This window comes from Aureimonas endophytica (genome assembly GCF_014642635.1).
Taxonomy (GTDB): domain Bacteria; phylum Pseudomonadota; class Alphaproteobacteria; order Rhizobiales; family Rhizobiaceae; genus Plantimonas; species Plantimonas endophytica.
Genome location: NZ_BMIQ01000006.1, coordinates 320128 through 346652 on the forward strand (window position 1 = coordinate 320128; position 26525 = coordinate 346652).

Annotated in this window: 25 protein-coding genes; 19 read left to right on the forward strand and 6 right to left on the reverse strand. The window is 68.4% G+C overall.

Translation table 11 applies throughout. The annotated features are described in order from the left end of the window. Positions 1-49 precede the first annotated feature (49 nt). Positions 50-955, forward strand: coding sequence for a LysR family transcriptional regulator (locus IEY14_RS19060; RefSeq protein ID WP_188911355.1), 906 nt, complete (start codon positions 50-52; stop codon positions 953-955). On the opposite strand, the gene IEY14_RS19065 is transcribed toward IEY14_RS19060, so the two are convergent. The 3 genes from IEY14_RS19065 to IEY14_RS19075 all read right to left on the reverse strand — a co-directional run bounded on the left by IEY14_RS19065 (position 943) and on the right by IEY14_RS19075 (position 2407). After that, the gene (locus IEY14_RS19065) at positions 943-1356 is read right to left on the reverse strand and encodes a curlin (protein WP_188911357.1); all 414 of its coding nucleotides are present in this window, start codon (positions 1354-1356) and stop codon (positions 943-945) included. The genes IEY14_RS19060 and IEY14_RS19065 overlap by 13 nt on opposite strands. Positions 1357-1517: 161 nt before the next feature. Next, positions 1518-1919 (reverse strand): curli-like amyloid fiber formation chaperone CsgH, encoded by a 402-nt coding sequence (csgH, locus tag IEY14_RS19070; RefSeq protein WP_188911360.1) that lies wholly within the window; start codon positions 1917-1919, stop codon positions 1518-1520. A 50-nt stretch (positions 1920-1969) separates the two neighbouring features. Continuing rightward, positions 1970-2407, reverse strand: a complete 438-nt coding sequence (locus tag IEY14_RS19075) for a curlin (protein WP_188911362.1) — start codon at positions 2405-2407, stop codon at positions 1970-1972. 170 nt (positions 2408-2577) lie between these two features. On the opposite strand from IEY14_RS19075, the gene IEY14_RS19080 reads away from it, so the two are divergent. Together IEY14_RS19080 and IEY14_RS19085 are read left to right on the forward strand one after the other, a co-directional pair. Then, positions 2578-3000 (forward strand): MarR family winged helix-turn-helix transcriptional regulator, encoded by a 423-nt coding sequence (locus IEY14_RS19080; protein ID WP_210318494.1) that lies wholly within the window; start codon positions 2578-2580, stop codon positions 2998-3000. Further along, the gene (locus tag IEY14_RS19085) at positions 2997-4262 is read left to right on the forward strand and encodes an MFS transporter (RefSeq protein ID WP_188911363.1); all 1266 of its coding nucleotides are present in this window, start codon (positions 2997-2999) and stop codon (positions 4260-4262) included. Before IEY14_RS19080 ends, IEY14_RS19085 begins: the two co-directional genes overlap by 4 nt. A 10-nt stretch (positions 4263-4272) precedes the next feature. Here the strand turns inward: IEY14_RS19085 and arfB are convergent, their stop codons facing one another. Continuing rightward, a complete protein-coding gene (arfB, locus tag IEY14_RS19090) occupies positions 4273-4710 on the reverse strand; it encodes an alternative ribosome rescue aminoacyl-tRNA hydrolase ArfB (RefSeq protein ID WP_188911366.1) in 438 nt (145 codons plus the stop codon). A 240-nt stretch (positions 4711-4950) separates the two neighbouring features. Next, entirely contained in the window at positions 4951-6516 is a 1566-nt protein-coding gene (locus IEY14_RS19095; protein ID WP_188911458.1) for a phosphoenolpyruvate carboxykinase, read from the reverse strand. 345 nt (positions 6517-6861) lie between these two features. On the opposite strand from IEY14_RS19095, the gene IEY14_RS19100 reads away from it, so the two are divergent. From IEY14_RS19100 to IEY14_RS19145, 10 genes are all read left to right on the forward strand, one after another. Further along, positions 6862-7341 carry a pyridoxamine 5'-phosphate oxidase family protein gene (locus IEY14_RS19100; RefSeq protein ID WP_188911367.1) on the forward strand — a complete coding sequence of 160 codons (480 nt, stop codon included), beginning with the start codon at positions 6862-6864 and terminating at the stop codon, positions 7339-7341. Between the two features lie 302 nt (positions 7342-7643). Further along, positions 7644-8345 carry a response regulator transcription factor gene (locus tag IEY14_RS19105; protein ID WP_188911370.1) on the forward strand — a complete coding sequence of 234 codons (702 nt, stop codon included), beginning with the start codon at positions 7644-7646 and terminating at the stop codon, positions 8343-8345. A 22-nt stretch (positions 8346-8367) separates the two neighbouring features. Continuing rightward, the gene (locus tag IEY14_RS19110; RefSeq protein ID WP_188911372.1) at positions 8368-10176 is read left to right on the forward strand and encodes a sensor histidine kinase; all 1809 of its coding nucleotides are present in this window, start codon (positions 8368-8370) and stop codon (positions 10174-10176) included. After that, the gene (locus tag IEY14_RS19115; RefSeq protein WP_188911374.1) at positions 10173-10613 is read left to right on the forward strand and encodes an HPr kinase/phosphorylase; all 441 of its coding nucleotides are present in this window, start codon (positions 10173-10175) and stop codon (positions 10611-10613) included. The genes IEY14_RS19110 and IEY14_RS19115 overlap by 4 nt, the downstream gene beginning before the upstream one ends. A 333-nt stretch (positions 10614-10946) precedes the next feature. Beyond that, positions 10947-11348 carry a PTS sugar transporter subunit IIA gene (locus IEY14_RS19120; protein WP_188911376.1) on the forward strand — a complete coding sequence of 134 codons (402 nt, stop codon included), beginning with the start codon at positions 10947-10949 and terminating at the stop codon, positions 11346-11348. 23 nt (positions 11349-11371) lie between these two features. Beyond that, entirely contained in the window at positions 11372-11674 is a 303-nt protein-coding gene (locus IEY14_RS19125; RefSeq protein ID WP_188911378.1) for an HPr family phosphocarrier protein, read from the forward strand. Between the two features lie 142 nt (positions 11675-11816). After that, entirely contained in the window at positions 11817-13232 is a 1416-nt protein-coding gene (gene ahcY / locus IEY14_RS19130; protein ID WP_188911380.1) for an adenosylhomocysteinase, read from the forward strand. A gap of 205 nt (positions 13233-13437) precedes the next feature. Further along, positions 13438-15981 (forward strand): PAS domain-containing sensor histidine kinase, encoded by a 2544-nt coding sequence (locus tag IEY14_RS19135; RefSeq protein ID WP_244639582.1) that lies wholly within the window; start codon positions 13438-13440, stop codon positions 15979-15981. Then, positions 15981-17522 (forward strand): tRNA (adenosine(37)-N6)-threonylcarbamoyltransferase complex ATPase subunit type 1 TsaE, encoded by a 1542-nt coding sequence (tsaE, locus tag IEY14_RS19140; RefSeq protein ID WP_188911382.1) that lies wholly within the window; start codon positions 15981-15983, stop codon positions 17520-17522. Before IEY14_RS19135 ends, tsaE begins: the two co-directional genes overlap by 1 nt. Before the next feature lie 8 nt (positions 17523-17530). Continuing rightward, complete coding sequence (locus IEY14_RS19145) at positions 17531-18268, forward strand: nucleotidyltransferase family protein (RefSeq protein WP_188911462.1); 738 nt, start codon at positions 17531-17533, stop codon at positions 18266-18268. A gap of 406 nt (positions 18269-18674) precedes the next feature. Here the strand turns inward: IEY14_RS19145 and IEY14_RS19150 are convergent, their stop codons facing one another. Further along, complete coding sequence (locus IEY14_RS19150) at positions 18675-19658, reverse strand: GlxA family transcriptional regulator (protein WP_210318503.1); 984 nt, start codon at positions 19656-19658, stop codon at positions 18675-18677. Positions 19659-19773: 115 nt separating this feature from the next. Between IEY14_RS19150 and IEY14_RS19155 the strand changes: the two genes are divergently transcribed. The 6 genes from IEY14_RS19155 to IEY14_RS19180 form a co-directional block, all read left to right on the forward strand. Then, positions 19774-21027, forward strand: a complete 1254-nt coding sequence (locus tag IEY14_RS19155; protein ID WP_188911383.1) for a sarcosine oxidase subunit beta family protein — start codon at positions 19774-19776, stop codon at positions 21025-21027. Positions 21028-21046: 19 nt separating this feature from the next. Then, a complete protein-coding gene (locus tag IEY14_RS19160) occupies positions 21047-21367 on the forward strand; it encodes a sarcosine oxidase subunit delta (protein ID WP_188911385.1) in 321 nt (106 codons plus the stop codon). Next, the gene (locus tag IEY14_RS19165) at positions 21364-24438 is read left to right on the forward strand and encodes a sarcosine oxidase subunit alpha (protein WP_188911387.1); all 3075 of its coding nucleotides are present in this window, start codon (positions 21364-21366) and stop codon (positions 24436-24438) included. The genes IEY14_RS19160 and IEY14_RS19165 overlap by 4 nt, the downstream gene beginning before the upstream one ends. Positions 24439-24450: 12 nt before the next feature. Next, positions 24451-25005, forward strand: a complete 555-nt coding sequence (locus IEY14_RS19170) for a sarcosine oxidase subunit gamma (RefSeq protein ID WP_188911389.1) — start codon at positions 24451-24453, stop codon at positions 25003-25005. Positions 25006-25028: 23 nt separating this feature from the next. Beyond that, the gene (glyA, locus tag IEY14_RS19175; protein ID WP_188911391.1) at positions 25029-26303 is read left to right on the forward strand and encodes a serine hydroxymethyltransferase; all 1275 of its coding nucleotides are present in this window, start codon (positions 25029-25031) and stop codon (positions 26301-26303) included. Between the two features lie 42 nt (positions 26304-26345). Then, on the forward strand, positions 26346-26525 hold a 180-nt coding region (locus tag IEY14_RS19180), incomplete at its 3' end, for a serine dehydratase beta chain (RefSeq protein WP_280515057.1).

Below are 26525 nucleotides of genomic sequence, written 5' to 3' on the forward strand. Positions count from 1 at the left end.
CGACATGAAATGAATTGACGGGAAGCGCTCGACCGCTCATCGAAAATCCATGAGCGAGCCCGTCATCGACTGGAACGATCAGCGCGCCTTCCTGGCCGTGCTCGACACCGGCAGCCTGTCGGCGGCGGCGCGGGCGCTCGGCCTCACGCAGCCGACCGTGCGGCACCGGATCGAGGCGCTGGAACGGGCCGTCGGCCAGCCGCTCTTCACGCGCGGCGTCAACGGTCTCCAGCCGACCGAGGAGGCGCGCGGCCTCGCCGATCCCGTGCGCCGGATGGCCTTCGCCTCGGAGGCCTTTCGCCGCGCCGTCGCAAGCGAAGCGCGGGAGATCGCCGGCACGGTGCGGATCAGCGTCGCCGACTTCGTGGGGATCGAGGTGCTGCCGCCGATGCTGGCCGGCTTGCGGGAGCGCCATCCGCGCCTTTCGATCGAACTGGCGCTCAGCAATGTCAGCGCCGATCTTCTCCATCAGGAAGCCGACCTTGCCATCCGCATGGTGGCGCCGCGCCAGGACGCGCTGGTCGCCCGGCATGTCGGCCGCATCGCGCTCGGCTTCTTCGCGGCGCCCGCCTATGCCGAGCGGCATGGCCTGCCGGCGACGCTCGCCGAACTGTCCGACCACGCTCTCATCGGGCCGGACCGGGCCATGGCCGATCTCGCCTTCGTCGAGGCCCTGGCCGCGACGACCGGCCAGCCGTTTCGCTTCACGCTGCGCACCGACAGCCATCCGGCCCAGCTCGCCGCCGTTCGCGCCGGGCTCGGCATCGGCATCGCGCACATTCGGATCGGCAGCCGCGACCTACGGCGCGTCCTGCCGGATTTCGTGCTCCACCATCTCGATACCTGGATCGTGGCCCACGAGGATCTGCGACGCAGCCGCCGCGTCGATGCGGTCTTCCGGCATCTCGTGGCGGCCTTCCAGGCCTATTGCGGCCCCGCGCCTTACCAGCCGTAGCTGAAGGTGGCCCCGCTGCCGCCATTGCCGTTCTGGACGATATCGTCCGAGGCGCGGCGGCCGAACTGGAACAGGCCATAGGCATTGTCGTCGCCGGTCTGGCGCAGCGTTCCCTGGTGGCCGTCGCCGCGCTGCTGTATGAGGCCGAGATTGCCGCGCCCGTTCTGGGCGAGGCCGGCGCTGTTATTGCGGCCTTGCTGCCGGATGCTGCCGTCGCGCAGGCCCTGATAGAGCGAGTAGAGCCGGAGACCCGTGCCGAGCACCGTCGCCTCGTCGCGCTCGGACGGGGCGTAGGTCCAGGACAGGCGTCCGCCGGCCTGCGCCGACGGCGCCAGCGCCGCCTGGCCGAGAAGGCCGGCGAGGAGCACGGCGGCAAGGGTCTTGAGCGAGAAGCGGGTCATCGGAAGCTCCGTCATCCGGCCCGATCGGCCGATGCTTCGGTTCTCGCATCCCGCGGCTGAATGCGGCCGGAACCGGTCGTTCAACTGCCGTTCAGTGAATGGCTGGACGCACAAACGAAAGGGGCGCCGACCGGGCGCCCCTTACCAACCGCGCAAGCCGCTCAGAGGGCCCCGCCGACGCGCTCCGTGCAGGAGATCGTTCGGCCGCCGACCGTCACGTCGAGCGTCGCGTCATAGACCGCGCCATCGGCGCCGAGCGTGACGCGGCCGAGCCGGGCCGTCTCTCCCGCCGCCGCCCGGAAGGCGCCGCCCTGATGGATGTCGGTGCCGCCGCCCCGTCCGGCGCTCGTCACTTGGAAGGCATAGCTGCCGCCGACGCTCCGGTCGGAACGGGCGAGCGCTTCGAGCGCCACCATGCCGCCGCTCGGCACCGCGCGGATCTCGCAGCGCAGCGGCCCGGCGGAGGCGCCCGCATCGCCGATCGTCGCCAGCGCCCCGGCGGGAAGAAGAACGAGCGCGAGAGCGAGGACCGCCCGGCGCGGCTGGTTGAGAATGCGAAACATGGCAGGATTCTCCTTGGAACTCGCGCGACGTCGGATGATCGGTGGCGCGATCAGTCGCAGGCCTGGACGAAGGCGGCGACATTGCCGCTGCCGCCCTGCGCGACATTGGCCTGGCAGCCGCGCCCGACCTGCACGCCGGCGGCGATATTGCCGTTGCCGTCCTGGGTGAGGATCGTCGTATGGTTAGAGCCGAACTGGCCGATGCCGGCGACGTTGCGCTCGCCGCTCTGATAGGTGGCGCCGTAATTGTCCGAGCCCTGCTGGCCGACGGCCGATAGATTGTGCCGGCCGCGCTGCTGGCCGGTCATCGTGTTGTACCGGCCGTCCTGATAGACCCGCATCCGGTTGCGATAGCCGTTCTGGGCGCCGCCGGCGGAATTGGCCCAGCCATACTGGTCGATACGCACGTCGTTGGCGGAGGCGGGCGCGACGGCGGCGAAGCCGACGAGGACGGCGAACGCGGCGCTGGCGAAGCTGATGCGGGTCATGGACGTCTCCGGAAGGGACTGGCCGCAGCCAGGAAAGAAGGACGCCCCTGTTTTGCGCCTGTCCGCCGGAACCCTGCCTGAAGGCCTCGTTCACTTGGGGTTCACGGAGCTCGTCGCGGCGCGGACCGAGACGACTTGACGGCGGGGCCGCGCCGTGGAAATTGATGCATATGCATCACTCATCCGCTCCCTGCGCCTGCACCTCCCTGCGCAAGGCCTCGCGGGCCCTGACCCGTCTCTATGACGAGCAGCTCGCCGCCCATGGCATGACGACCACGCAATTCGCCATCCTGCGCCATCTCGCGCGGGACGGCGAGCTCGGGCTCAGCCGGCTGGCCGAGCGTCTCGTCATGGACCGGACGTCGCTCTACCGCACGCTCGCGCCGATCGAGCGGGCGGGCTGGGTGCGGATCGAGACGGCCGACCGACGCTCGAAGGCGGCGCGACTGACGGATGCGGGCGCGGCGGCGCTCCATGCGGCCGAGGGAAGCTGGGCGGCGGCGCAGGACCGGGTGCTCGCAGAACTGGAAGGTGGAGAATGGCAGGCCTTGATCACCACGTTGAACCGTCTCACCGAGCTGGCGCCGACATGACCTCCTCCACGGCCCTGCGCCGCGCCTCGGTGGTCGTCGCGGTCACCTTCCTGGCGCTCCTCGTCGCGGCGGGCCTGCGCTCCGCCCCGAGCGTCCTCATGCTGCCGCTCGAGCAGAATTTCGGCTGGGACCGCGCGACGATCAGCTTCACCTCCGCCATCGGCATCTTCCTCTACGGCCTCGTCGGCCCCTTCGCCGCCGCGCTGATGCTGTCCTTCGGCATCCGGCGGGTGATGATGACGGGCCTCGCCCTGATGGCGGGCGCCACCTTCCTCAGCCAGTGGATGACGCAGAGCTGGCACTATCTCCTGACCTGGGGCGTATTGTCGGGCATCGGCAGCGGCGCCATCGCCTCCGTGCTCGGCGCCGCCGTGGTCAACCGCTGGTTCGCCACCCGCCAGGGCCTCGTCATGGGCCTTCTCAGCGCCAGCACCGCCACCGGCGCGCTTGTCTTCCTGCCGGTGCTCGCCTGGCTCACCCGCGACGGCGACTGGCGCCCGGTGGTCCTCGCCGTCAGCCTCGCCTGTCTGGCGCTGGTGCCGCTCGTCGCGCTCTTCGTTCCCGAACATCCGGGCGATGTCGGCACGACGCGCTTCGGCGAGACGCCGGAAAGCGCCCCGCCGCGCCTGAAGCAGGCGGCGACGCCCGGCCTTGCCCTGACGGCACTGGCGCGGGCCTCGCGCAGCCCGACCTTCTGGCTGCTCTTCGGCACGTTCTTCGTCTGCGGCCTGACCACCAACGGGCTCGTCGGCACCCATCTCATCGCCTATTGCGGCGATCACGGCATCGCGCCGCTCGCGGCGGCAGGCCTGCTTTCGACCATGGGCCTGTTCGATCTCGTCGGCACCACCGGCTCCGGCTGGCTGACCGACCGCTACGATCCGCGCCGTCTGCTCTTCATGTATTACGGGCTGCGCGGCCTGTCGCTGCTCGCCCTGCCCTTCCTCGATTTCGGGCCGGCGAGCCTCGCGGTCTTCGCCGTGTTCTACGGCCTCGACTGGATCGCCACCGTGCCGCCGACCGTGGCGCTGACCAATCGCGCCTTCGGCGAGCGCGAGGCGCCGATCGTCTTCGGCTGGATTCTGGTCGGCCATCAGCTCGGCGCGGCGACGGCGGCCTTCGGCGCCGGGCTCATCCGCGAAAGCGCCGGCACCTATGCCCCCGCCTTTCTCGTCGCCGGCTTCACGGCGCTCGCCGCCGCCCTCGCCTCGCTGGAGACTGGCCGTCATGCGCAGCGGAAGGGCGTCGCGGAAGCCGGCTGACCTTCGCGACTCAGTCGCCGATCCGGCCCCGGTCGCGCTTCACGCCGGAGCGCAGCTTCTTCGCCGCCAGCCGCCGCTCGACCGCGCCCTTGGAGGGCCGGGTCTTGCGGCGCGGCGGCGGGGGCGGCACGAGGGCCTGCCGCAGGAGCTCGGCAAGGCGCTCGCGCGCATCCTCGCGATTGCGCTCCTGGGTGCGGAAGCGCGAGGCCTCGATCAGCACCTCGCCCTCCTTCGTGGCGCGGCTGCCGGCGAGCTTCAGGAAGCGCTCCAGCACATCGGGCCGCAGGACCTGCGAGGCGCTGGCCAGAAAGCGCAGCTGCACGGCCGTCGCCACCTTGTTGACATTCTGCCCGCCCGGTCCGCTGGCGCGGATGAAGCTTTCCTCCAGCGCCGAGGCGGGGATCGTCAGGCGCGCGGTGACGACGAGATCGCGATCCTCCCCCGCCATGCCTTCGTCCTTTCCGCCCTGCCGCCGACCGATGCGCAAGAAGGGACGCCGGAGCCCCGCCGTCAAGCCGCTTGGCGAAACGAAGGCGGCCGTCGTCGCGGCTGGAGCAAGGAAAGCGGGACCTCGAAGCTGCGATCCCCACTCGGATAGCAAAAATCCGCGGACGACGCGGCCCGGAAACGAAACGGCCCGCCATCCTCGCGGATGGCGGGCCGGGAAAGCCTCGTGAAAGGCGTTCAGTTATTCCGCCGCGACGGGAAAGCCCGGGAGGACCTGCCGCACCTCCTCGTCGACATGCGCCTCGAACTTGGCGAAATTCGCCCGGAACATGCCGACGAGCCGCTCCGCCTGCCGGTCATAGGCGGGTTTGTCGTTCCAAGTCGAACGCGGGTCGAGAATGGCGCCGTCGACGCCGGCGACCGCCACCGGCACCTCGAAGCCGAAATTCGGATCGGTGCGGAACTCCGCCTGGTCGAGCGAGCCGTTGAGGGCGGCGGCGAGCAGCGCCCGCGTCGCCTTGATCGGCATGCGCTTGCCCGTGCCGTAGGCGCCGCCGGTCCAGCCGGTCGAGACGAGCCAGACGGAAACGTCGTGGCGCGCCGCGAGATCGCGCAGGAGATTGCCGTATTCCGCCGGATGGCGCGGCATGAAGGGCGCGCCGAAGCAGGTGGAGAAGGTCGCTTCGGGCTCGGTCACGCCCTTCTCGGTGCCCGCCACCTTCGCCGTATAGCCGGACAGGAAGTGGTACATGGCCTCGGCCGGCGAGAGCCTGGCGATCGGCGGCAGCACGCCGAAGGCATCGGCCGTCAGCATGATGATGGTCTTCGGATGGGGCGCGCGGCCCGTGGCGCTGGCATTGGGGATGACGTCCAGCGGATAGGCGGCGCGCGTGTTCTCGGTCAGGCGGCCGTCGTCGAGATCGGGCACGCGCCGCTCGTCGAGGATGACGTTCTCCAGCACCGTGCCGAAGGAGCGCGTCGCGGCGAAGATCTCCGGCTCGGCCTCGGCCGACAGGCGGATCGTCTTGGCATAGCAGCCGCCCTCGAAGTTGAAGACGCCGTCCGGCCCCCAGCCATGCTCGTCGTCGCCGATCAGCGTGCGCGTCGGATCGGCCGAAAGGGTCGTCTTGCCGGTGCCGGACAGGCCGAAGAAGACCGCCGTGTCGCCCGCCTCGCCGACATTGGCCGAACAGTGCATCGGCAAGGTGCCGCGCTCCGGCAGGAGATAGTTGAGGACGGTGAAGACCGCCTTCTTCATCTCGCCGGCATAGGACGTGCCGCCGATGAGGACGATGCGGCGGACAAGATCGACGGCAATCACCGTCTCGCCGCGACAGCCGTGCCGGGCCGGATCGGCGCGGAAGGACGGCAGGTCGATGATGGTCAGGTCCGGCTCGAACTGGCGCACCGCCTCGCGGCTCGGCCGGATCATCAGGTTGCGGATGAAGAGCGAGTGCCAGGCATATTCGGTGACGACGCGGGTGGGCAGCGCGCTGTCGGCGTCGGCGCCGCCGACGAGATCCTGCACGAAGAGATCGCGGCCGATCACATGCGCCTTGAAGTCGGCATGGAGGCGGTCGAAGGCCTCCGGCGACATCGCCTGGTTGTTGTCCCACCAGATGCGGTTCTCGGTCTCGCCGTCGCGGACGACGAACTTGTCCTTCGGCGAACGGCCGGTGTGCTGGCCGGTGGTGACGGCGAGAGCGCCATGGGCGGTCAGGAGACCCTCGCCGCGCCGGACGCTCAGTTCGACGAGCGCCGCCGCATCGAGGTTCCAGGCCACGGAGGCAGGCTCGGCAAAGCCCATGGTCTCCAGACCGCGATAGGGATTGCAGACTCCGCTCTCGTTCGTTCGGCTCACCGGCGGCACTCCTTAACGGATGGTTGCGATGGAAGTGGATGATAGACGCAAAACACCGTCAAGCAAGTCAAATTGAAGTATTCTATAATATTAAACGATTGAAATATCTTCCTCTATAGTCAAATCGGTTTAAAGACGGATTTCAATCGTTTCTTATCGGCGGAGCGCGCCATCGCGGCCGTGGCCCCGGGCGGTTTCGGCGGGCACTTTTGCGATTCTCGTGCGTTTGAGGTCGGCGGGCGCGCGGCGAGCGCGCGCCGTGGTTAAGAGATCGAACGGAGGTGGCCGGCGATGGCCGAAACGGCGAGCGACAAGTTCTGGGACATGGTCGAGGACTTCGACACCTGCATGGTGGTGACGCAGGCCGGCGACGGGCTGCGCGCCCGGCCGATGGCGCCCTATATCTCCGAGGAGCGGCGCGAGATCCTGTTTCTCACCGAACGCGACACCCACAAGGTGGACGAGGTGGAAGCCGAGGAGCAGGTCGCCCTCACCTTCTCCAAGCACGGCAAATACGTCTCGGTCAGCGGCCGGGCGCGGATCTCGGCCGATCGCGCCCTGATCGAGCGCCTGTGGAGCCCGGATGCCGAAGCTTGGCTGCCGCAGGGCAAGGACGATCCCTCCGTCGCCGTCCTGGTGGTCGATCCCGACATGGCCGAACTCTGGGACGTGAAGGCCAACAAGATCACGCAGGCTTGGGAATTCGCCAAGGCCTATCTCGGCGACAAGGATCGGCCCGACACGACCGAATATCGCAAGGTCAAGCTTTGACGGAACGCCCGGCCTGATCGTTCATCTTTCTTCGCCGGGCGAAGCGGGGCGGTGAAATGCGCCCCGTTCTTGCGGAACAGCGATTTCTTCTTGCGCCACATGGCGCTTTGCGGGAAAGAAGGAGATTGGCGTTCCACCTGGGGATGCCATGGTCCGGCGCCACCGCTGCCACAATTCTCTCGGGAGCGGGGTCTAGACGTCGGCGTCAGACGAAGCGCTAGGGGCGCTCCGCCCGATCGGGGGCGGGCCGCCCAGCCGGCCGGGAGGTGTCTCTTCCCGCCGGCCTTACGGGAGAAACGGGAATGCCCACCATCGCCCTGGTTGACGACGACCGGAACATCCTGACCTCGGTGTCGATCGCGCTGGAGAACGAGGGCTATCGGGTGGAGACCTATACGGACGGCGCCTCGGCCCTCGAAGGGCTCCAGAGCCGGCCGCCGCATCTGGCGATCTTCGACATCAAGATGCCGCGCATGGACGGCATGGAACTCCTGCGCCGCCTGCGCCAGAAGTCGGACCTGCCGGTGATCTTCCTCACTTCCAAGGACGAGGAGATCGACGAGCTCTTCGGCCTCAAGATGGGCGCCGACGACTATATCCGCAAACCCTTCTCCCAGCGCCTCCTGGTCGAGCGGGTGCGCGCGGTGCTGCGGCGTGGCGCGGCGGCGAAGGAAGGCGTCAAGCTCGTTCCCTCGCCGGAAGCCTCGCTGGAGCGCGGCCAGCTGGTGATGGACCAGGAGCGCCACACCTGCACCTGGAAGGGCCAGCCGGTGACGCTGACCGTCACCGAGTTCCTGATCCTCCATTCGCTCGCCCAACGCCCCGGCGTCGTGAAGAGCCGCGACGCGCTGATGGACGCCGCCTATGACGAGCAGGTCTATGTGGACGACCGCACGATCGACAGCCACATCAAGCGGCTGCGCAAGAAGTTCAAGGCGATCGACGACGATTTCGACATGATCGAGACGCTCTACGGCGTCGGCTATCGCTTCCGGGAAATCTGAGGGTTCCAACCCTCCGCAAGCCATGGTCGCCGGCACCGACATCGACACTTCCCGCGACCGCGCCGCCATGCGCCGTCGCCGCCGGCAGGCCGTGGCGCGGGCGCGCATCCGGCGGCTGCCGGTGGTCGGCCGCCTGTTTTTCGGCACCCAGCGCCTGCTCGACCATTCCCTCTTCTCCTCGCTGACGCGGCGCATCGTCTTTCTCAATCTCGTCGCGCTGATCGTCCTCGTCTCGGGCATCCTCTATCTCAACCAGTTCCGCGCCGGCCTCATCGACGCGCGGGTGGAGAGCCTGCTGACGCAGGGCGAGATCATCGCCAGCGCCATCGCCTCCTCGGCGACGGTGGACACGAACTCGATCACGCTCGACCCGGAAAAGCTCCTGGAACTCCAGGCCGGCGCGACCCTGCAGCCGAATGCCGAAAGCGCCGACAGCCTCGACTTCCCGATCAATCCCGAGCGCGTCGCGCCACTCCTGCGGCGCCTGATCTCGCCGACCCGCACCCGGGCCCGGCTCTACGACCGCGACGCCAACCTGATCCTCGATTCGCGCCATCTCTATTCGCGCGGCCAGATCCTGCGCTACGACCTGCCGCCCGTCGCCGACGAGGAATCGAGCGCCGCCGACCGCGCGCTCGACTGGGTGCGGCGGCTGTTCCAGCGCGGCGACCTGCCGCTCTATTCCGAAACGCCCGGCGGCTCCGGCTCCAGCTATCCCGAAGTCGTCAACGCGCTGACCGGCAGTCCGGCGACGATCGTGCGCGTCACCGACAAGGGCGAGCTGATCGTCTCCGTCGCGGTGCCGATCCAGCGCTTCCGCGCGATCCTCGGCGTCCTCCTCCTGTCGACGCAGGGCAGCGACATCGACAAGATCGTCCAGGCCGAGCGCATGGCGATCGTGCGCGTCTTCGCCGTCGCCTCGCTCGTCACCATCGTCCTGTCGACGCTTCTCGCCTCGACCATCGCGACGCCGCTGCGCCGCCTTTCGGCGGCCGCCATCCGCGTCAAGCGCTCGGTCAAGGCGCGCGAGGAGATCCCCGATTTCGGCGACCGCTCGGACGAGGTCGGCAATCTCGCCTCGGCGCTGCGCGAGATGACGGAGGCGCTCTACAAGCGGCTCGACGCGATCGAGAGCTTCGCCGCCGATGTCAGCCACGAGCTGAAGAACCCGCTCACCTCGCTGCGCAGCGCCGTCGAGACCCTGCCGCTCGCCCGTAACGAGACCTCCAAGGCCCGCCTCCTGGAAGTGATCGCGCATGACGTGCGCCGGCTCGACCGCCTGATCACCGACATTTCCGACGCCTCGCGCCTCGATGCCGAGCTGGCGCGGGAGGATTCCGCGCGCATCGACCTAGCCGCCCTTCTCGGCTCGGTGGTCGACGGCGCGCGCAGCCATACGAAGGAGGGCTGGGACACCCGCATCGACCTCGAAGTCGTGCCGCCGCCGCAGGGGCTCGACTACATGATCTCCGGCCACGACCTGCGCCTGACTCAGGTCTTCACCAATCTCGTCGACAATGCCCGCTCCTTCGTGCCGATGGCGGGCGGGCGCATCCTGGTGCGCCTCCGCCATTCGGCGGGCGGCCTCGTGGTGACGGTGGAGGACAACGGGCCGGGCATTCAGCCGGAGGCCGTCGAGCGGATCTTCGAGCGCTTCTATACCGACCGGCCGGCCGGCGAGGCCTTCGGCCAGAATTCCGGCCTCGGCCTTTCGATCTCGCGCCAGATCGTCGAAGCCCATGGCGGCACGATCGCCGCCGAGAACATGCCGGCCGACGATCCTTCGGGCCTTGCCGGCGCGCGCTTCATCGTCCGGCTGCCGGCCGAATGAGCGAGGCGCCGACGAATTTCCACGGCACCGCCATCGTCGTCGGCAAGACCGGTGTCCTGATCCGCGGCCGCTCGCGCTCCGGCAAGTCGGCCCTCGCCCTTTCCACCCTGCGCCGGGCGGAGCTCCTCGGCCTTTCCGCCCGGCTCGTCGCCGACGACCAGGTGCTGCTCAGCCTCCAGGAGGGCCGTGTCCTCGCCACCGCGCCGAGCACCATTGCCGGCCGCATCGAGATTTCCGGCGTCGGCATCGTCACGGAGGACTGGACGGGAACGGCGACGATCGGCTTCGTCGTGGAACTGCGCGAGCCGGCCGAGTTCGAGCGCATGCCGATCGAGGAGCGCGTGGTGATTCTGGGCGTCGCGCTGCGCCGAATCGTCCTGCCGGCGCGCGAGGCGGCCTTCGGCGCCGACGTCCTGCACACGCTCGCGATGCGCTGAACCTTGCCAAACGGCCATCGTCGTTAACGAAGAGTTGACAAACCCCAGGCAGAATCACGCCAAACCCCGCCGAAACCGCGTTCGGCGTTGCGAAACCCGCCGATCTTGGGGCATCATCCGGCCCTGCCGGGACGGAATGGCGCAACGTCGCGGTCTCGCGAAACGATCGAGGCGTCGCCATCTGCATGAACGGGCCGAAACGTGATGGGCGATCGGCCGAGACAATCCATCGGAAGGCCGCATGGCTCACGACGATCGGCGCTCCCGCCGGCTTGAGGACGACCTGTTTTTCCGCATGAATCCTTCCCTTCGCGAAGAAGCGGTCGCGCGTCGATGATCGGCATCGTTCTCGTCACGCATGGACGCCTGGCCGACGAGTTCCGTCACGCCGTGGAGCATGTCGTCGGCCCGCAGGAGGCCTTCGAGACGATCTCGATCGGCCCGGAGGACGACATGGAGCAGCGGCGCAGCGACATCATCGCCGCCGTGAACCGGGCCGAGCGCGGCCAGGGCGTGGTGATCGTCACCGACATGTTCGGCGGCACCCCCTCCAATCTCGCAATTTCCGTGATGGAGGCCGGGCGCGTCGACGTGCTGGCCGGCATGAACCTGCCGATGCTGATCAAACTCGCCAGCATCCGCAACGATCGCGGCCTCGACGAGGTTCTCCAGCACGCCCAGGAAGCCGGCCGCAAATATATCAATGTCGCGAGCCGCATCCTCAGCGGGCAATAGACTTCACCGGGACCAGACGAGCCTTGCCGGACGATCATCAGGACAATGCGGAGGAGCGGCGCTCGCGGACGCTGCCCATCGTCAACCGGCGCGGCCTCCATGCCCGCGCCTCGGCGAAGTTCGTGCAGGTCGCCGAACGCTTCGACGCCGAGGTCACGGTCTCGCGCGACGGCATGAGCGTCGGCGGCCAGTCGATCATGGGCCTGATGATGCTCGCCGCCGGCATCGGCACGACGATCGAGGTCTCGGCCGAGGGGCCGCAGGCGCGCGAGGCGCTGGATGCCATTGAGCGCCTCGTCGCCGACCGCTTCGGCGAGGAGGCCTGAGACCGGCCGGCCCTTCGCGGGCGAATAGAAACATATAAAGAAGTCTTTATATCCCTTGCCCGGCCGAGCATCGGCTGCTACTCGTCCGCCGGATGCTTCCGGGCGGCCGGTTTGGCGGCGCCCGCCTTTCGGGATGATGCCGATGTCTGACAACCGGACCCCAGCCGGGCAGGACTATGCGATCCAGGACGCCGCGCTGGCCGATTGGGGCCGCAAGGAAATCCAGATCGCCGAAACCGAGATGCCGGGCCTGATGGCCTGCCGCGCCGAGTTCGGCGCCGACCAGCCGCTGGCCGGCGCGCGGATCACCGGCTCGCTGCACATGACGATCCAGACCGCTGTCCTCATCGAGACGCTGCAGGCGCTGGGCGCCAAGGTCCGCTGGGCCTCCTGCAACATCTTCTCGACCCAGGACCATGCCGCCGCCGCGATCGCCGCGACTGGCACGCCGGTCTTCGCCATCAAGGGCGAGAGCCTGGAGGACTACTGGACCTATACCGACCGCATCTTCCAGTGGCCGGACGGCCAGCCGTCGAACATGATCCTCGACGATGGCGGCGACGCGACGATGTATATCTTGCTCGGCGCCCGCGCCGAGAACGGCGAGGATGTCCTCTCCCATCCCGGCAGCGAGGAGGAGGAGATCCTCTTCGCGCAGATCCGGCGCCGCATGGCCGCGACGCCCGGCTTCTTCAGCCGTCAGCGCGACGCGATCAAGGGCGTGACGGAGGAGACGACGACGGGCGTCAACCGTCTCTACCAGCTTCAGAAGAAGGGGCTCCTTCCCTTCCCCGCGATCAATGTCAACGACTCGGTGACGAAGTCGAAATTCGACAACAAGTACGGTTGCAAGGAGAGCCTGGTCGACGGCATCCGGCGCGGCACGGACGTGATGATGGCCGGCAAGGTGGCGGTCGTCTGCGGCTATGGCGATGTCGGCAAGGGCTCGGCCGCCTCGCTCGCCGGCGCGGGCGCCCGCGTCAAGGTGACGGAGGTCGATCCGATCTGCGCGCTCCAGGCGGCGATGGACGGCTTTGAGGTCGTGACGCTGGAAGACGCGGCGCCGACGGCCGACATCGTGATCACCACCACCGGCAATCGCGACGTCGTGACGATCGAGCACATGCGCGCCCTGAAGGACATGGCGATCGTCGGCAATATCGGCCATTTCGACAACGAGATCCAGGTCGCGGCGCTACGCAACCTGAAATGGACGAATGTGAAGCCGCAGGTCGACATGGTCGAGTTCCCGGACGGCAAGCGCATCCTGCTTCTCTCGGAGGGGCGGCTCCTCAATCTCGGCAATGCGACCGGCCATCCGAGCTTCGTGATGTCGGCCTCCTTCACCAACCAGACGCTGGCCCAGATCGAGCTCTTCACCAAGGGCGAGAAATACGACAACCAGGTCTATGTCCTGCCCAAGCATCTCGATGAGAAGGTCGCGCGCCTGCATCTCGGCAAGCTCGGCGCAAGGCTGACAGTGCTGAGCGAGGTCCAGGCCGACTATATCGGCGTCACCCCGCAAGGTCCTTATAAGGCTGAACATTATCGCTATTGAGCCGGGCCGCCGCGCCCCTTTCGAAGGCCGCCGGATCGGGCACGATCCGGCGGCCTTCGTCGTTTCGGGAGAGGTGTCGCATTCCTGCGATAGGCCCGACGTCGAACATGGTTAATGATGGCCGAATCACGGCGGCCGAAAACGGGGCGGCGGGCGTGAGGCGGCGGCGAGCCGTCGTTCGGAATGCGGCGAGAGGGACAAGGGCATGCCTTCGGGGACATGGATGCCGGCGCGCGGGCTGCATTTCTGCGTCCGTCGCGGAGCGGCGGCGGCCGGGATTCGTCCTGCCGCGGTGGCGCTGGCCGGCTGGGTCGCGCTCGCCGCGACGGGTCCCTGTGCCGCCGAGGAGCCCGGAAACCGGCTCGATCTCGGCATGACGCCGCACGAGACGGTGATGCTGGCGCTGCTGGCGCTCGCCGTCGCCTTCGGCATGCTGACGCTCGTCTGGCTGCTGCGCCAGCAGACCCGGGCCGAGGCCGAGAACCAGGCCCTGCGGACGCTGCTCGCCGAACAGAGCAGCGAGGCCGAGCGCCGCGCCGCCCTGCTTGCCGACGACGAGCAATGCGTCCTCATCTTCTCCGCCGGCTTGATGCCGGAGATCTTCGGCCGCCTGCCGGAAGCCGTCGGCGTGCCGGTCGATCCGCGCCGCTTCCTCGCCTTCGAGACCTGGCTGGCGCCGGACATGGCGCGCCGGCTCGACGCCGCCATCGGCCGCCTGAAAGACCGCGCCGAGACCTTCCGCATGATCCTCACGGCGCCGGGCGGCGCGCCGGTGGAGGCGAGCGGCCGGGCGATCGGCACGCATGCCGTGGTGCGCTTCTCCGCCCTCGGCGGCTTGCGGGAAGAGCTGGCGCTGCTGCGCGAGGATTTCGAGGCCGCCGACGCCACCATCGCCACCTTCCAGTCGCTCTGCGACGGGCTCGACATCGCCATCTGGCTGCGCGACCGCGACGGGCGGCTCGTCTGGGTCAACCGCGCCTATGCGAGTGCCGTCGACGCCGCCGACGCGCAGGACGCGTTGCGCCGGCAGGCCGAGCTTCTCGGCGAGCGCGACCGGAGCACCATCGCCGCGAGCCTCGCCGCGACGGGCAGCGTCGCCGAGCGCCTGTCGGCCGTCGTCGATGCCGACCGCCGCAATTTCGCGGTGGTCGAATCCGCCGGCCCGCTCGGCTCGGCCGGCGCCGCCATCGACGTCTCGGAAACCGAGGCGGTGCGGATGGAGCTGCGCCAGACCGTCGCCAATCATTCCGAGACGCTGGACCAGCTCACCACCGCCATCGCCAAGTTCGACGACAAGACGCATCTCGTCTATCACAACGCCGCCTTCCAGAAGCTCTTCGGCCTGACCAACGTCTATCTCGACGCCCGGCCGGATCAGGTCTCGATGATGGACCATCTGCGCTCACGCGGGGTCCTGCCGGAAGACCGGCCGCTGCGCGAACTGAAGAACGAGATTCTCGCCGCCTATCGCGCGACGCAGCCGACCGAGACGCTCTGGCATCTCGCCGACGGGCGGACGCTCCGCGTCTTCGCCAGCCCCGCCCCGCAGGGCGGCGCCACCTGGATCTTCGAGGATCTCACCGAGAAGCTGGAGCTCGAAAGCCGGCTCAACGTGCTCGTCCGCCTCCAGGGCGAGACGCTCGACTATCTCAACGAGGCGGTGTCCGTCTTCGGGCCGGACGGGCGGCTGCGCCTGTCGAACCCCTCCTTCGCCGAGCTCTGGCACCTGTCGGACGAGTTCGTGCAGACCAAGCCCCATATCAAGGCGATCGCCAAGGCCGTGGATGTCGCCATCCTCTCCCCCGCCAATGGCGAGCCGGGCATCGACTGGCTGGGCTTCGTGCGTGCCGTCACCGCCTTCGAGGAGGGCGAGCGCCGCAACCGCAACGGCGAGTTCCAGCTTTCCGACGGCCGTATCCAGTCCTATGGCATCGTGCCCTTGCCGAACGGCCAGACGATGCTGACCTTCACGGACATCACCGATGCGCGCCGCGCCGAGCGGATGCTGCGCGAGCGCAACGAGGCGCTGGAGATGGCCGACCGGGTGAAGACCGACTTCGTCAAGCACGTGAACTACGAGCTGCGCTCGCCGCTCACCAACATCATAGGCTTCTCGGCGCTCCTGCGCGCCAGCGAGACCGGCCCGCTCAACGCGCGCCAGGCGGAATATCTCGACTACATCTCCACCTCCACCGCCGCGCTGATGACCATCGTCAACGACATTCTCGATCTCGCCTCGATCGATGCCGGCACGATGGATCTCGAATTCTCCGAGGTCGAGATCCGCAAGGTGGCCGAGAAGGCCGTGGAAGGCATCGGCGACCGGCTGCGCGAGAACGACCTCCATGTCGCGATCGACGTGGCGCGCGCCGGCAAGAGCTTCCTCGCCGACGAGCACCGCATCGTGCAGGTGCTCTTCAACCTGCTGTCGAACGCCGCGAATTTCGCGCCCTCCGGCTCGACCATCGATCTCATCGCCGAGCAGCAGGGCGCCGAGCTCGTCTTCAAGGTGCGCGATCGCGGCCCCGGCATCGCGCCCGGCCAGATCGCCCGCATCTTCGACCGCTTCGAGGCCGACCCGGTCGGCGGGCGGCATTCCGGCGCCGGGCTCGGCCTGTCGATCGTGAAAAGCTTCGTCGAACTGCACAAGGGCAAGGTGGACGTGACGTCGAGCCGCGAGAACGGCACCACGGTCATCTGCCGTTTTCCCGCGAAATCGCGCTCGACCCTTTCGGACGCCGCCGAATAATGAACGCTCCCGCCCGTTTCGCGGATAGGACCGCGACCCGCGACCTGTTTCTGGCCGACGACGCGGCGACCGAGCGCTTCGGCGAGGATCTCGCCATGATCCTGAAGCGCGGCGACCTCGTCGCGCTCACCGGCGATCTCGGCGCCGGCAAGTCGACCCTCGCCCGGGCGGCGATCCGCGCGCTCGCCGGCGATCCGGCGCTGGAGGTCCCCTCCCCCACCTATACGCTCGTCCAGACCTATGCGACGAACCCGCCGCTCGCCCATCTCGATCTTTATCGCCTCGGCGACGCCTCGGAGATCGAGGAACTCGGCCTCGAGGACGCCGCCGAGACCGGCATCGTTCTCTGCGAATGGCCGGAACGGGCGCCGGAGATCCTGGCGCGCGCGGCTCTGCGCATCGAGCTGGCGGCGGAGGGCGCCGGCCGCCGCGCCCTCGTCTCCGGCCAGCCGGAGGCCGTCGAACGGCTCGCCCGCAGCCTGGACCTGCGCGCCTTTCTCGACCGGCTCGACCCGCCCGCCGGAACGCGGCGGCGTCTCTTCGGCGACGCGTCCTCCCGCCGCTACGAGACGGCCGAGCAGGGCGGTCGCCCGCTGATCGTGATGGACGCGCCGAAGCGCCCGAACGGCCCGCCGATCCGCGACGGCCTGCCCTATAGCCGCCTCGCCCATCTCGCCGAGGACGTGGTGCCCTTCGTCGCCGTCGATCGCCTGCTGCGCGAGCTCGGCTTCGCCGCGCCGGAGATCGTCGGCGAGGATATCGAGGCGGGCTTTCTCGCCCTCGAACATCTCGGCTCCGAGACGCTTCTCTCGCCGGAGGGCGCGCCCCTGCCCGAGCGCTACGAGGCGACGGCGCGGGCGCTGGCGCTTCTCCACGCGGCGCCCATCGCGGCGGAGATCCGGCTCGGCGGCGGGCGCGTTCACCGCATTCCCCCCTTCGACCGCACGGCCATGGGCATCGAGGTGGAGCAGCTCCTCGACTGGTATCTGCCCGACCGCTTCGGCCGCCCGGCGAGCCCGGCGGAGCGGCACGCCTTTCTCGCCCTCTGGGACGGTCTCGTCACGCGGTTGGAGGCGGCCGAGCGCTCGATCGTGCTGCGCGACGTCCATTCGCCGAACGTCATCTGGCGCGAGGGCCGGGAGGGCGTCGCGCGGATCGGCCTCATCGATTTCCAGGACGCGATGATCGGCCCCTCCGCCTACGATCTCGCCTCGCTGGCGCAGGACGCGCGCGTCGACATCGCGCCGGAGCTGGAAGCCTGGCTCGTCGCCGCCTATGTCGACGAGCGGCGCGCCGGCGATCCGGGTTTCGACGCGGCGGGCTTCGCCGAGGCCTATGCGATCATGGCCGCGCAGCGCGCCACCAAGATCCTCGGCATCTTCGTGCGGCTGGAGAAGCGCGACGGCAAGCCGTTCTATCGCCGTCACATCCCGCGCCTACAAGCCTATCTGCAAAGGACCGTCGAGCATCCGAGCCTCCACGGCCTCCGCGATCTCTATCGGGATTGGGGCGTTCTCGCCCCGTCCGCAAGGAAAGGCTGATGTCCCCCATGCCGGACAGACCGGACACGAAGCGGCCGAACGTGGCGATGGTGCTCGCCGCCGGCCTCGGCAAGCGCATGCGGCCGATCACCTCGACCATTCCGAAGCCGCTGGTCGAGATTCGCGGCAAGGCGCTGATCGATTACGGTCTCGACGCGCTGGAGCGCGCGGGCGTCTCGCGCGCCGTCGTCAACGTCCATTATCTCGCCGATCTGATGCAGGCGCATCTGCGCCGCCGCGACGGCATCGAGATCGTCGTCTCGGACGAGCGCGACGAACTCCTGGAATCGGGCGGCGGCATCGTGCGCGCCCTGCCGCTTCTCGGCCCGGACCCCTTCTACGTCATCAATGCCGACACGTTCTGGATCGACGGCTATCGCGACAATCTCCAGCTCATGGCCGAGCTCTGGGATCCGCGGCGCATGGATGTCCTGCTGCTGATCGCCGAGATGCGCCAGGCGACCGGCTACGAGGGACGCGGCGACTTCACCATGGATGTCGAGGGCCGACTGAAGCGCGTGCCGGAACGGGACATGTCGCCCTTCATCTATGCGGGCGCCGCGATCGTGAAGCCCGAACTCTTCGCCGGCATGGCGGAGGAGAAGTTCTCGCTGAACCGCATCTTCGACACCGCGATCGAGAACGAGCGCCTGTTCGGCGTGCGGCTCGACGGCCTATGGCTGACGGTCGGCACGCCGGACGCGATCCCGGCGGCGGAAGCGGCCTTCAAGGCGAGCGCCGCCTGACGGGCGAGCGCCGGCGGCCAAGCCGCCGGCTTCGTGCGCCCGCAATCAAATATCCTGACCGAGGTCTAGGCAAAATCAATTACTTGCGGGCAGATCGACAAGAGATTGCGCGATTCCCGCAAGGACTTCGACTTACCAAGAACACCCGATGCAAGGACTTGGACTGTTGTCCTGGCGAGGCCGGATCGCAGCCGTACTTCCCCTTGGCAGACGGGTCTTCCGGCCGCGGGATGCCGAGGGTTCGGCCCCCGTCATTTCCGACGCGGGCGACCGCTTACGTCTCTACCGCGGCGTCGGCCCCGAACCGTATCCGCCGACAGGAACGTCGGGATGACCTCACCGCCCTCGCAAAAGCGAACGCTCCAAATGCGATTGCCGCCAGCCCAAGGATAGCTCCGAGAAGATCCTACAGAGACCTGTCAGGTTCAGTATGCGCCGAAGCCTTCCGGAAGCCGTCAGGGGTCACGCCCTGCGAGGTTCGGAAGCTCCGAATGAGATGGGGGGCGTCGCAGAAGCCCGTATCCGCGGCGATCTGATTCACCGAGCGACGGGTCGTGCGCAGCAGATGCTTGGCCTGCTCGAGGCGGATCAAACGGTCCGCGTTGCGTGGGCTCATGCCCAGCGCATCCTTGAAGTGACGCTCCAGCGTGCGCCGGCCGACATCGAGCGAAACATGCAGCTTCTCGATGGACGTCGGCGCGTCGATGGTCTGCTGCATCAGGAGAAGCGCCTTGCGGACCAGCGGGTCGTCGGTCGCGAGCGCCATGGGCATGCCGGGCTGTGGGCGCTCGGCCGTCATCGCCTCGTCGATGATCATGATGTGGAGGCTCTTGGAAGCCCGCGCCCGTCCGAGATGTCGCTCCACGATGAAGGCCGCGAGATGGGCCGAGCTGACCCCGCCGGAGCAGGTCAATCGATCGCGGTCGACCACGAAGATCTGGTCGCTGACGGGCTTCAACCCCTCGAAGCGCTCGAGGAAGTCCTCGTGATGGAACCAGCTTACGCAGGCGCGGTAGCCCGCCATCAGCCCGGCCCGGTGCAGAACGAAGGCTCCGGTGCAGACGCCGACAAGCGGAACGCCAGCCGCGGCCGCCTGCTTGAGGAAGCGGACATAGTCCGGGTTCAACCCCTCGATCTCATCGACGAGACCCCCGACGACCACGATGTAGTCGAAACGCTTCGGATCGCCGAGGCGCTCGTCAGGCTGCACGGCGATCCCGCAGCTCGACGCGATCGGCTCCATCGTCGCGGACAGCACCCGCCAGCCGCATAGGATCGGCCGCGAGCGATCACCCTCGTCGGCCGACAGCCGGAGCACGTCGACGAAGTTGGCGAAGGCGCAGAGCGTGAAGCGTCGCGTCAGGATGAAGCCGATATTGAGCTTGGGCATGGCGTGGCACTCCTTCGCCCCCGACGCATGGATACAGCGAAAGTGCCGCACCCGTACAGGCACCCGAGGCATCGGTGGCGCATAGTCCGCCCATCCCACCCGGAAAGCCGCTGCCATGACCCGTTTCTCGCTTCCCGTGCTGATCGCGAAGGCTCTGAAGGGCAACAAGACCTGGGAGCCGCAATGGCCGGACGCCCAGCCGAAGGCGGAATACGACGTCGTCATCGTCGGCGCCGGCGGCCACGGGCTGGCGACGGCCTACTACCTCGCCAAGGAGCATGGCGTCACCAATGTCGCGGTGGTCGACAAGGGCTGGCTCGGCGGCGGCAACACGGGTCGCAACACCACGATCATCCGCTCCAACTATCTCTACGACGAGTCGGCGCAGCTCTACGAGCATGCCATGAAGCTCTGGGAGGGGCTCTCCCAGGAGCTGAACTACAACGTCATGTTCTCCCAGCGCGGCGTGATGATGCTGGCCCATTCGGTCCATGACGAGCAGAGCTTCAAGCGCCACATCCATTCCAACCGCCTGAACGGCATCGACAACGAGTGGCTGACGGCGGAACAGGCGAAGGAATTCTGCCCGCCGCTGAACATCGCCGCCAATGCCCGCTATCCCGTGATCGGCGCCGCACTCCAGCGCCGCGGCGGTGTCGCCCGGCACGACGCCGTCGCCTGGGGCTATGCCCGCGGTGCGGCGGCGCGGGGCGTCGACATCATCCAGAACTGCCCGGTGCTCGCCGTCCGCCGCGACGCCTCGGGCGCGGTGTCGGGCGTCGAGACGGCGCGCGGCTTCATCAAGGCGAAGAAGGTCGCGGTGGTGGCGGCCGGCAACACATCGGTCGTCATGGACACGGCGGGCGTGCGCCTGCCGCTCGAGAGCTATCCGCTCCAGGCGCTGGTCTCCGAGCCGGTGAAGCCGGTCTTCCCCTGCGTGGTCATGTCGAACACCGTCCACGCCTATATCTCGCAGTCCGACAAGGGCGAGCTCGTCATCGGTTCCGGCACCGACCAGTACGTCTCCTATTCCCAGCGTGGCGGCCTGCCGTTGATCGAGCACACGCTCGCCTCGATCTGCGAAGTCTTCCCGATCTTCACGCGCATGCGCATGCTGCGCAAATGGGGCGGCATCGTCGACGTCACGCCCGACCGCTCGCCGATCATCGGCAAGACGCCGGTGCCGGGGCTCTTCGTCAATTGCGGCTGGGGCACCGGCGGCTTCAAGGCGACGCCGGGCTCCGGCCATGTCTTCGCGCACACGGTCGCGCGCGGCGAACCGCACAGGATCAATGCGCCCTACACGATGGAGCGCTTCACCACCGGCCGTCTCATCGACGAGGCGGCGGCCGCCGCCGTCGCGCACTGACGACGCGGGAGGACGCATCATGCTTCTGATCACCTGCCCCTACTGCCAGGCCGCCCGGCCCGAGATCGAGTTCGCCTATGCGGGCGAAGCGCATATCGCGCGGCCCGCCGATCCGTCGGCCCTGAGCGACGAGGAATGGCGCGACTTCCTCTTCGTGCGCTCCAATCCGCGTGGGCTTCATGCGGAGCGCTGGCGCCACGTCCACGGCTGCGGGCGCTTCTTCAACGCGATCCGCGACACCGTCACCGACAAGTTCTCGGCGACCTACCGGGCGGGCGAACCGCGCCCGGTCCATGAAGCCGCTTCGACTGCCACCGCCGCCGGGGAGATGCCGCGATGAGCCGGACCGAGACGATCGAGACCGCCCCGCTCGCCTACAGCCACGGCGCAGAGCAAGCGAGCGCGCCGGCGAGGGCATTGCGCGTCGCCGGCCGCGGCCGCACCTATCCGAAGCACCCGGTCCGCTTCACCTTCGACGGCAAGGCGTTCGAGGGCCAAGCCGGCGACACGCTGGCCTCGGCGCTTCTCGCCAACGGCGTTCATCTCGTCGGGCGCTCGTTCAAGTATCACCGCCCGCGCGGCATCCTGTCGGCCGGCTGCGAGGAGCCGAACGCGCTTGTCGGCACCGACCGTGGCGCCGGGCGCTTCGAGCCGAACACCCGGGCGACGATGGCCGAGGTCTTCGAGGGTTTCAACGCCAACAGCCAGAACCGCTGGCCGAACCTTCGCACCGACATCGGCGCCGTCAACGACAGCCTCTACATGCTGTTCTCGGCAGGCTTCTACTACAAGACCTTCATGTGGCCGAAGAGCTTCTGGAACAAGGTCTACGAGCCCTTCATCCGGGGCGCGGCCGGCCTCGGCGCTGCCCCTTCCGCCGAAGACCCGGACCGCTATGCCAGCCGCTACGCCCATTGCGACGTTCTCGTCGTCGGCGGCGGCGCGGCGGGCCTCGCCGCAGCTCTCACGGCCGGCCGCGCGGGCGCCAAGGTCATGCTCGTCGACGATCAGGCCGAGGCCGGCGGCTGGCTCCTGTCGGAGCCGGAAGCCCGGATCGATGGCCGTCCCGCCTGGGACTGGCTCCGAGATGCGCTGGCCGAACTCGCCGCGTTGCCGAACGTCACGGTGCTGACACGTACGACGGCGATCGGCTACTACCATCAGAACCTCGTCGGCCTCTGCCAGCGCCTGACCGACCACCTCGCCGATGTTCCCGCCGATGCACCCCGCGAACGGCTGTGGAAGATGCGCGCCAAGCAAGTGGTGCTGGCGCAGGGCGCCATCGAAAAGCCGCTGGTCTTTTCCGGCAACGACCGGCCCGGCGTCATGCTGGCCGGCGCCGCCCGCACCTATCTCAACCGCTACGGCGTGCGCGTCGGCGAGAATGTCGCCGTCGTCACCTCGCATGACTCGGCCTGGAACGCCGCCTTCGACCTCGCCCGCGCCGGCACGAAGGTGCCGCTCATCGTCGACATCCGCCGCGGCGTCGACGAGCGCCTCGTCTTCGAGGCGCGCAGCCTCGGCATCGAGACGATCCTCGGCGGCACCGTGACGGACACGAAGGGACGCCTGCGCGTGTCCGCAGTCCGGGTCAACGCGCTCAGTCGCGACGATGCGGTCGGTCCGGGGCGCTGGATCGCCTGCGACGCGCTGCTGATGTCCGGCGGATGGACGCCGAGCCTCCATCTCTTTTCGCATACCGGCTCCAAGCTCGCTTGGGACGAGGGCGACCAGACCTTCCTGCCGGGCAAGGCCAACGAGGAATGCCGCTGCGCCGGGGCCGGAACCGGTAAGCTCGGCCTCGCGAGCGCGTTCGCGCAGGGCGCCGAGGCGGGTGCCGCCGCTGCGCATGACGCCGGCTTTGCCGCCACGTCCCCGCGCTTCGTTGCGGAAGGCGAAGGGCCGATGACAGGCGCGCCCTGCCGCGACCTTCCGACCGATCGCAACGCCTCCTTCGCCAAGGCTTTCGTGGATTTCCAGAACGACGTGCTCGCGAAAGACATCCGTCTCGCGGTTCGCGAAGGCTTCCGTTCGGTGGAGCACATCAAGCGCTATACGACGAACGGCATGGCGACCGACCAGGGCAAGACGTCCAACATCAACGGTCTCGCCATCGCCTCGGACGCGCTCCAGCGCCCGGCCCCGAGCGTCGGCCTGACGACATTCCGCCCGCCCTATACGCCGACCACCTTCGGGGCCTTCGCCGGCTACAATCGCGGCGAGCTCTTCGAGGTGACGCGCAAGACGCCGATCGATGGCTGGGCCGAGGAAAAGGGCGCGGTCTTCGAACCCGTCTCGCTCTGGCGGCGTGCACGCTACTTCCCGAAGGCGGGCGAGGACATGCACGCCGCAGTCGCCCGTGAGTGCCAGGCGGTGCGCGCCAGTGTCGGCATGTTCGACGCCTCGACGCTCGGCAAGATCGAGGTCGTCGGCCCCGACGCGGCGACCTTCATGAACCGCATGTATACGAATGCCTGGACGAAGCTCGAACCTGGGCGCTGCCGCTACGGCCTGCTCCTCGGCGAGGACGGCTTCATCCGTGACGACGGCGTCATCGGCCGCCTCGCGAGCGACCGCTTCCACGTCACGACGACGACGGGCGGCGCGGCGCGCGTCCTCAACATGATGGAGGACTATCTCCAGACCGAGTGGCCCGATCTCGACGTCTGGCTGACCTCGACCACCGAGCAATGGGCGGTGATCGCCGTCCAGGGGCCGAAGGCGCGCGACGTCATCGCGCCGCTGGTCGAGGGCATCGACCTGTCGCCGGGAGCCTTCCCGCATATGGCGATCGCCGAAGGACGGATCTGCGGCGTGCCGACCCGGCTCTTCCGCGTGTCCTTCACCGGCGAGCTCGGCTTCGAGGTGAACGTTCCGGCCCGTTTCGGCCGGGCGGTCTGGGAGGCCATTCACGAGGCTGGCCAAGCGCATGGCATCGTATCCTACGGCACCGAGACGATGCACGTGCTTCGCGCCGAGAAGGGCTACATCATCGTCGGCCAGGATACGGACGGGACGTTGACGCCGGACGACGCCGGCATTGGCTGGGCCATCGGCAAGACCAAGCCCGATTTCGTCGGCAAGCGCTCGCTGACCCGGCCGGACATGCTGAACCCGGATCGCAAGCATCTGGTCGGCCTGCTCACCGCCGATCCGAAAGTCGTTCTCGAGGAAGGCGCCCAGATCGTCGCCGAGCCGGAAGGACCGATGCCGCGCGACATGATCGGACACGTCACCTCCTCCTACTGGAGCGAGACGCTCGGTCGGTCGATCGCGATGGCCGTGGTCAAGGGGGGCAAGGCCCGGCAGGGTCAGGTGATCCATGTGCCGATGCCGGGCGGCGTGATCCATGACGCGACGATCGGGGGCACGGTCTTCCTCGATCCCGAGAACAAGCGGCTGGCGGTCTGACAGGAGCGGGCGATGATCCAGGAACGCAACTCACTTCATGACGCGAAGCCGATCGGCATCCCCGGCCGGCTTTCCGTCTTGCTCGCCCCGGAAGCGGCGCGCTTCAGCCTGCGGCTGCGGCAGGCGGGGATCGACGCCGCAGGCGCGGCCTTCGGCTGCCCGCTGCCGGCCGATATCGGCGGCGTCTCGTCGTCGGGCGGACTCACAGCCATGTGCATTGGCCCGGACGAGTGGACGCTGCTCGCGCCGCTCAGCGAGGCCGAGACGATCGAGGCAGGCTTCGCCGCCGCCGCCATCGGCCCGCACAGCTTGGTCGATGTCAGCCACCGCGAATTGGGCATCGAGCTTCGCGGTTCCGCGGCAACCTCTACCCTGTCGGCGTTCTGCGCGCTCGATCTCGCGACGATGCCGGACGGCTCGGCGACGCGCACGATCCTCGATAAGGCGCAAGGTCTGCTCGTGAAGCACTCGGCGGAGCACTACCGCATCGAGGTCTGGCAGTCCTTCGCCGGCCACCTCTGGACCCTCCTCGCGGCGGTCGGCCGCGAGGTCGCACTCGATCTCTGACCTCCGACGGGGCCCCACTTCCGATGATCAACTTCGACCTCGCCTCCCACCTTTCCGACTCCGACGCCGATGTCGCCGCCGCCATCGGCCGCGAACTCGACCGCCAGTGCGACCAGATCGAACTCATCGCGTCCGAGAACATCGTCTCGGCCGATGTCCTGAAGGCGCAAGGGTCGGTGCTCACCAACAAGTATGCCGAGGGCTATCCGGGCAAGCGCTACTATGGCGGCTGCGAATATGTCGACGAAGTCGAGACGATCGCCATCGAACGCGCGAAGACCCTGTTCGGCGCGGGCTTCGCCAATGTCCAGCCGCATTCCGGCGCTCAGGCGAACCAGGCCGTGTTCCTGGCGCTGCTCCAGCCGGGCGACCGGATCATGGGCATGTCGCTTGCCCATGGCGGCCACCTCACCCACGGCTCGCCCGTCACCATGTCGGGCAAGTGGTTCGACGTCGTCTCCTACGAAGTGACCGAGACCGATCAGTTGATCGATTACGCCGCGCTCCGGGATAAGGCATTGGAGACGCGCCCGAAGCTGATCGTCGCCGGTGCCTCCGCCTATCCGAGGGCGATCGACTTCGCCGCCTTCCGCGCCATCGCCGACGAGATCGGCGCGATCCTGATGGTCGACATGGCCCATTATGCCGGCCTCGTCGCCGCCGGTCTCTATCCCGACCCATTGCCGCACGCCCATGTCGTGACCACCACCACTCACAAGACGCTGCGCGGGCCGCGGGGCGGCATGATCCTGACCAATGACGAGGCGCTCGCCAAGAAGCTGAACTCGGCCGTCTTCCCCGGCAACCAGGGTGGCCCGCTGATGCACGTCATCGCCGCCAAGGCCGTCGCCTTCGGCGAGGCGCTGCGGCCGGAGTTCAAGACCTATGCCAAGGCGGTCGTGGAGAACGCGCAGGCGCTGTCGGATACGCTGCGGGCCGGCGGGCTCGACATCGTCTCAGGCGGCACCGACTGCCACATGGTGCTGGTGGACCTCCGGCCAAAGGGCGTGAAGGGCCGGGACGCGGAGCGGGCGCTGGAACGCGCCGGCCTCACCTGCAACAAGAACGCCATACCCTTCGATCCGGAGAAGCCGGCCGTCACGTCCGGCGTCCGGCTCGGAACCTCGGCCGGTACGACGCGCGGCTTCGCTGCGGCCGAGTTCCGCCGCATCGGCGAACTGATCCTGACGGTGATCGACGCGCTCGCCACCGCCGGCCCGGACGGCGATCTCGGGGTCGAAGCGACCGTCAACGAGGAGGTGCAGGCGCTCTGCCGTCGGTTCCCGATCTACCGCTGAAGATATAGCCCGCTTCCGTCCTCCGCGAATCCGGCCGGTTCCATGTTTCTCTCCGTCTTCGACCTTTACAAGATCGGCATCGGCCCATCGAGCTCGCACACGATGGGGCCGATGACGGCGGCGGCGCGGTTTCTCGCCGAGCTGGGGAGCGGCAGCTGGCCCCGGCCGCACGACGCCACGGTCGCCCGGCTGCGCGTCACGCTGCACGGCTCGCTCGCCTTC

Excerpts from the sequence above, each read along its gene's own strand:
- IEY14_RS19100 (WP_188911367.1), top strand. The coding sequence starts at position 6,862 with ATGGCCGAAACGGCGAGCGACAAGTTCTGGGACATGGTCGAGGACTTC.
- csgH (WP_188911360.1), bottom strand. The coding sequence starts at position 1,919 with ATGTTTCGCATTCTCAACCAGCCGCGCCGGGCGGTCCTCGCTCTCGCG.
- IEY14_RS19120 (WP_188911376.1), top strand. The coding sequence starts at position 10,947 with ATGATCGGCATCGTTCTCGTCACGCATGGACGCCTGGCCGACGAGTTC.
- IEY14_RS19155 (WP_188911383.1), top strand. The coding sequence starts at position 19,774 with ATGACCCGTTTCTCGCTTCCCGTGCTGATCGCGAAGGCTCTGAAGGGC.
- IEY14_RS19145 (WP_188911462.1), top strand. The coding sequence starts at position 17,531 with ATGCCGGACAGACCGGACACGAAGCGGCCGAACGTGGCGATGGTGCTC.
- arfB (WP_188911366.1), bottom strand. The coding sequence starts at position 4,710 with ATGGCGGGGGAGGATCGCGATCTCGTCGTCACCGCGCGCCTGACGATC.
- IEY14_RS19110 (WP_188911372.1), top strand. The coding sequence starts at position 8,368 with ATGGTCGCCGGCACCGACATCGACACTTCCCGCGACCGCGCCGCCATG.
- IEY14_RS19115 (WP_188911374.1), top strand. The coding sequence starts at position 10,173 with ATGAGCGAGGCGCCGACGAATTTCCACGGCACCGCCATCGTCGTCGGC.
- IEY14_RS19065 (WP_188911357.1), bottom strand. The coding sequence starts at position 1,356 with ATGACCCGCTTCTCGCTCAAGACCCTTGCCGCCGTGCTCCTCGCCGGC.
- IEY14_RS19170 (WP_188911389.1), top strand. The coding sequence starts at position 24,451 with ATGATCCAGGAACGCAACTCACTTCATGACGCGAAGCCGATCGGCATC.
- IEY14_RS19105 (WP_188911370.1), top strand. The coding sequence starts at position 7,644 with ATGCCCACCATCGCCCTGGTTGACGACGACCGGAACATCCTGACCTCG.
- IEY14_RS19135 (WP_244639582.1), top strand. The coding sequence starts at position 13,438 with ATGCCTTCGGGGACATGGATGCCGGCGCGCGGGCTGCATTTCTGCGTC.
- IEY14_RS19060 (WP_188911355.1), top strand. The coding sequence starts at position 50 with ATGAGCGAGCCCGTCATCGACTGGAACGATCAGCGCGCCTTCCTGGCC.
- IEY14_RS19095 (WP_188911458.1), bottom strand. The coding sequence starts at position 6,516 with ATGGGCTTTGCCGAGCCTGCCTCCGTGGCCTGGAACCTCGATGCGGCG.
- IEY14_RS19075 (WP_188911362.1), bottom strand. The coding sequence starts at position 2,407 with ATGACCCGCATCAGCTTCGCCAGCGCCGCGTTCGCCGTCCTCGTCGGC.
- ahcY (WP_188911380.1), top strand. The coding sequence starts at position 11,817 with ATGTCTGACAACCGGACCCCAGCCGGGCAGGACTATGCGATCCAGGAC.
- IEY14_RS19160 (WP_188911385.1), top strand. The coding sequence starts at position 21,047 with ATGCTTCTGATCACCTGCCCCTACTGCCAGGCCGCCCGGCCCGAGATC.
- glyA (WP_188911391.1), top strand. The coding sequence starts at position 25,029 with ATGATCAACTTCGACCTCGCCTCCCACCTTTCCGACTCCGACGCCGAT.
- IEY14_RS19165 (WP_188911387.1), top strand. The coding sequence starts at position 21,364 with ATGAGCCGGACCGAGACGATCGAGACCGCCCCGCTCGCCTACAGCCAC.
- IEY14_RS19080 (WP_210318494.1), top strand. The coding sequence starts at position 2,578 with ATGCATCACTCATCCGCTCCCTGCGCCTGCACCTCCCTGCGCAAGGCC.
- IEY14_RS19150 (WP_210318503.1), bottom strand. The coding sequence starts at position 19,658 with ATGCCCAAGCTCAATATCGGCTTCATCCTGACGCGACGCTTCACGCTC.
- tsaE (WP_188911382.1), top strand. The coding sequence starts at position 15,981 with ATGAACGCTCCCGCCCGTTTCGCGGATAGGACCGCGACCCGCGACCTG.
- IEY14_RS19085 (WP_188911363.1), top strand. The coding sequence starts at position 2,997 with ATGACCTCCTCCACGGCCCTGCGCCGCGCCTCGGTGGTCGTCGCGGTC.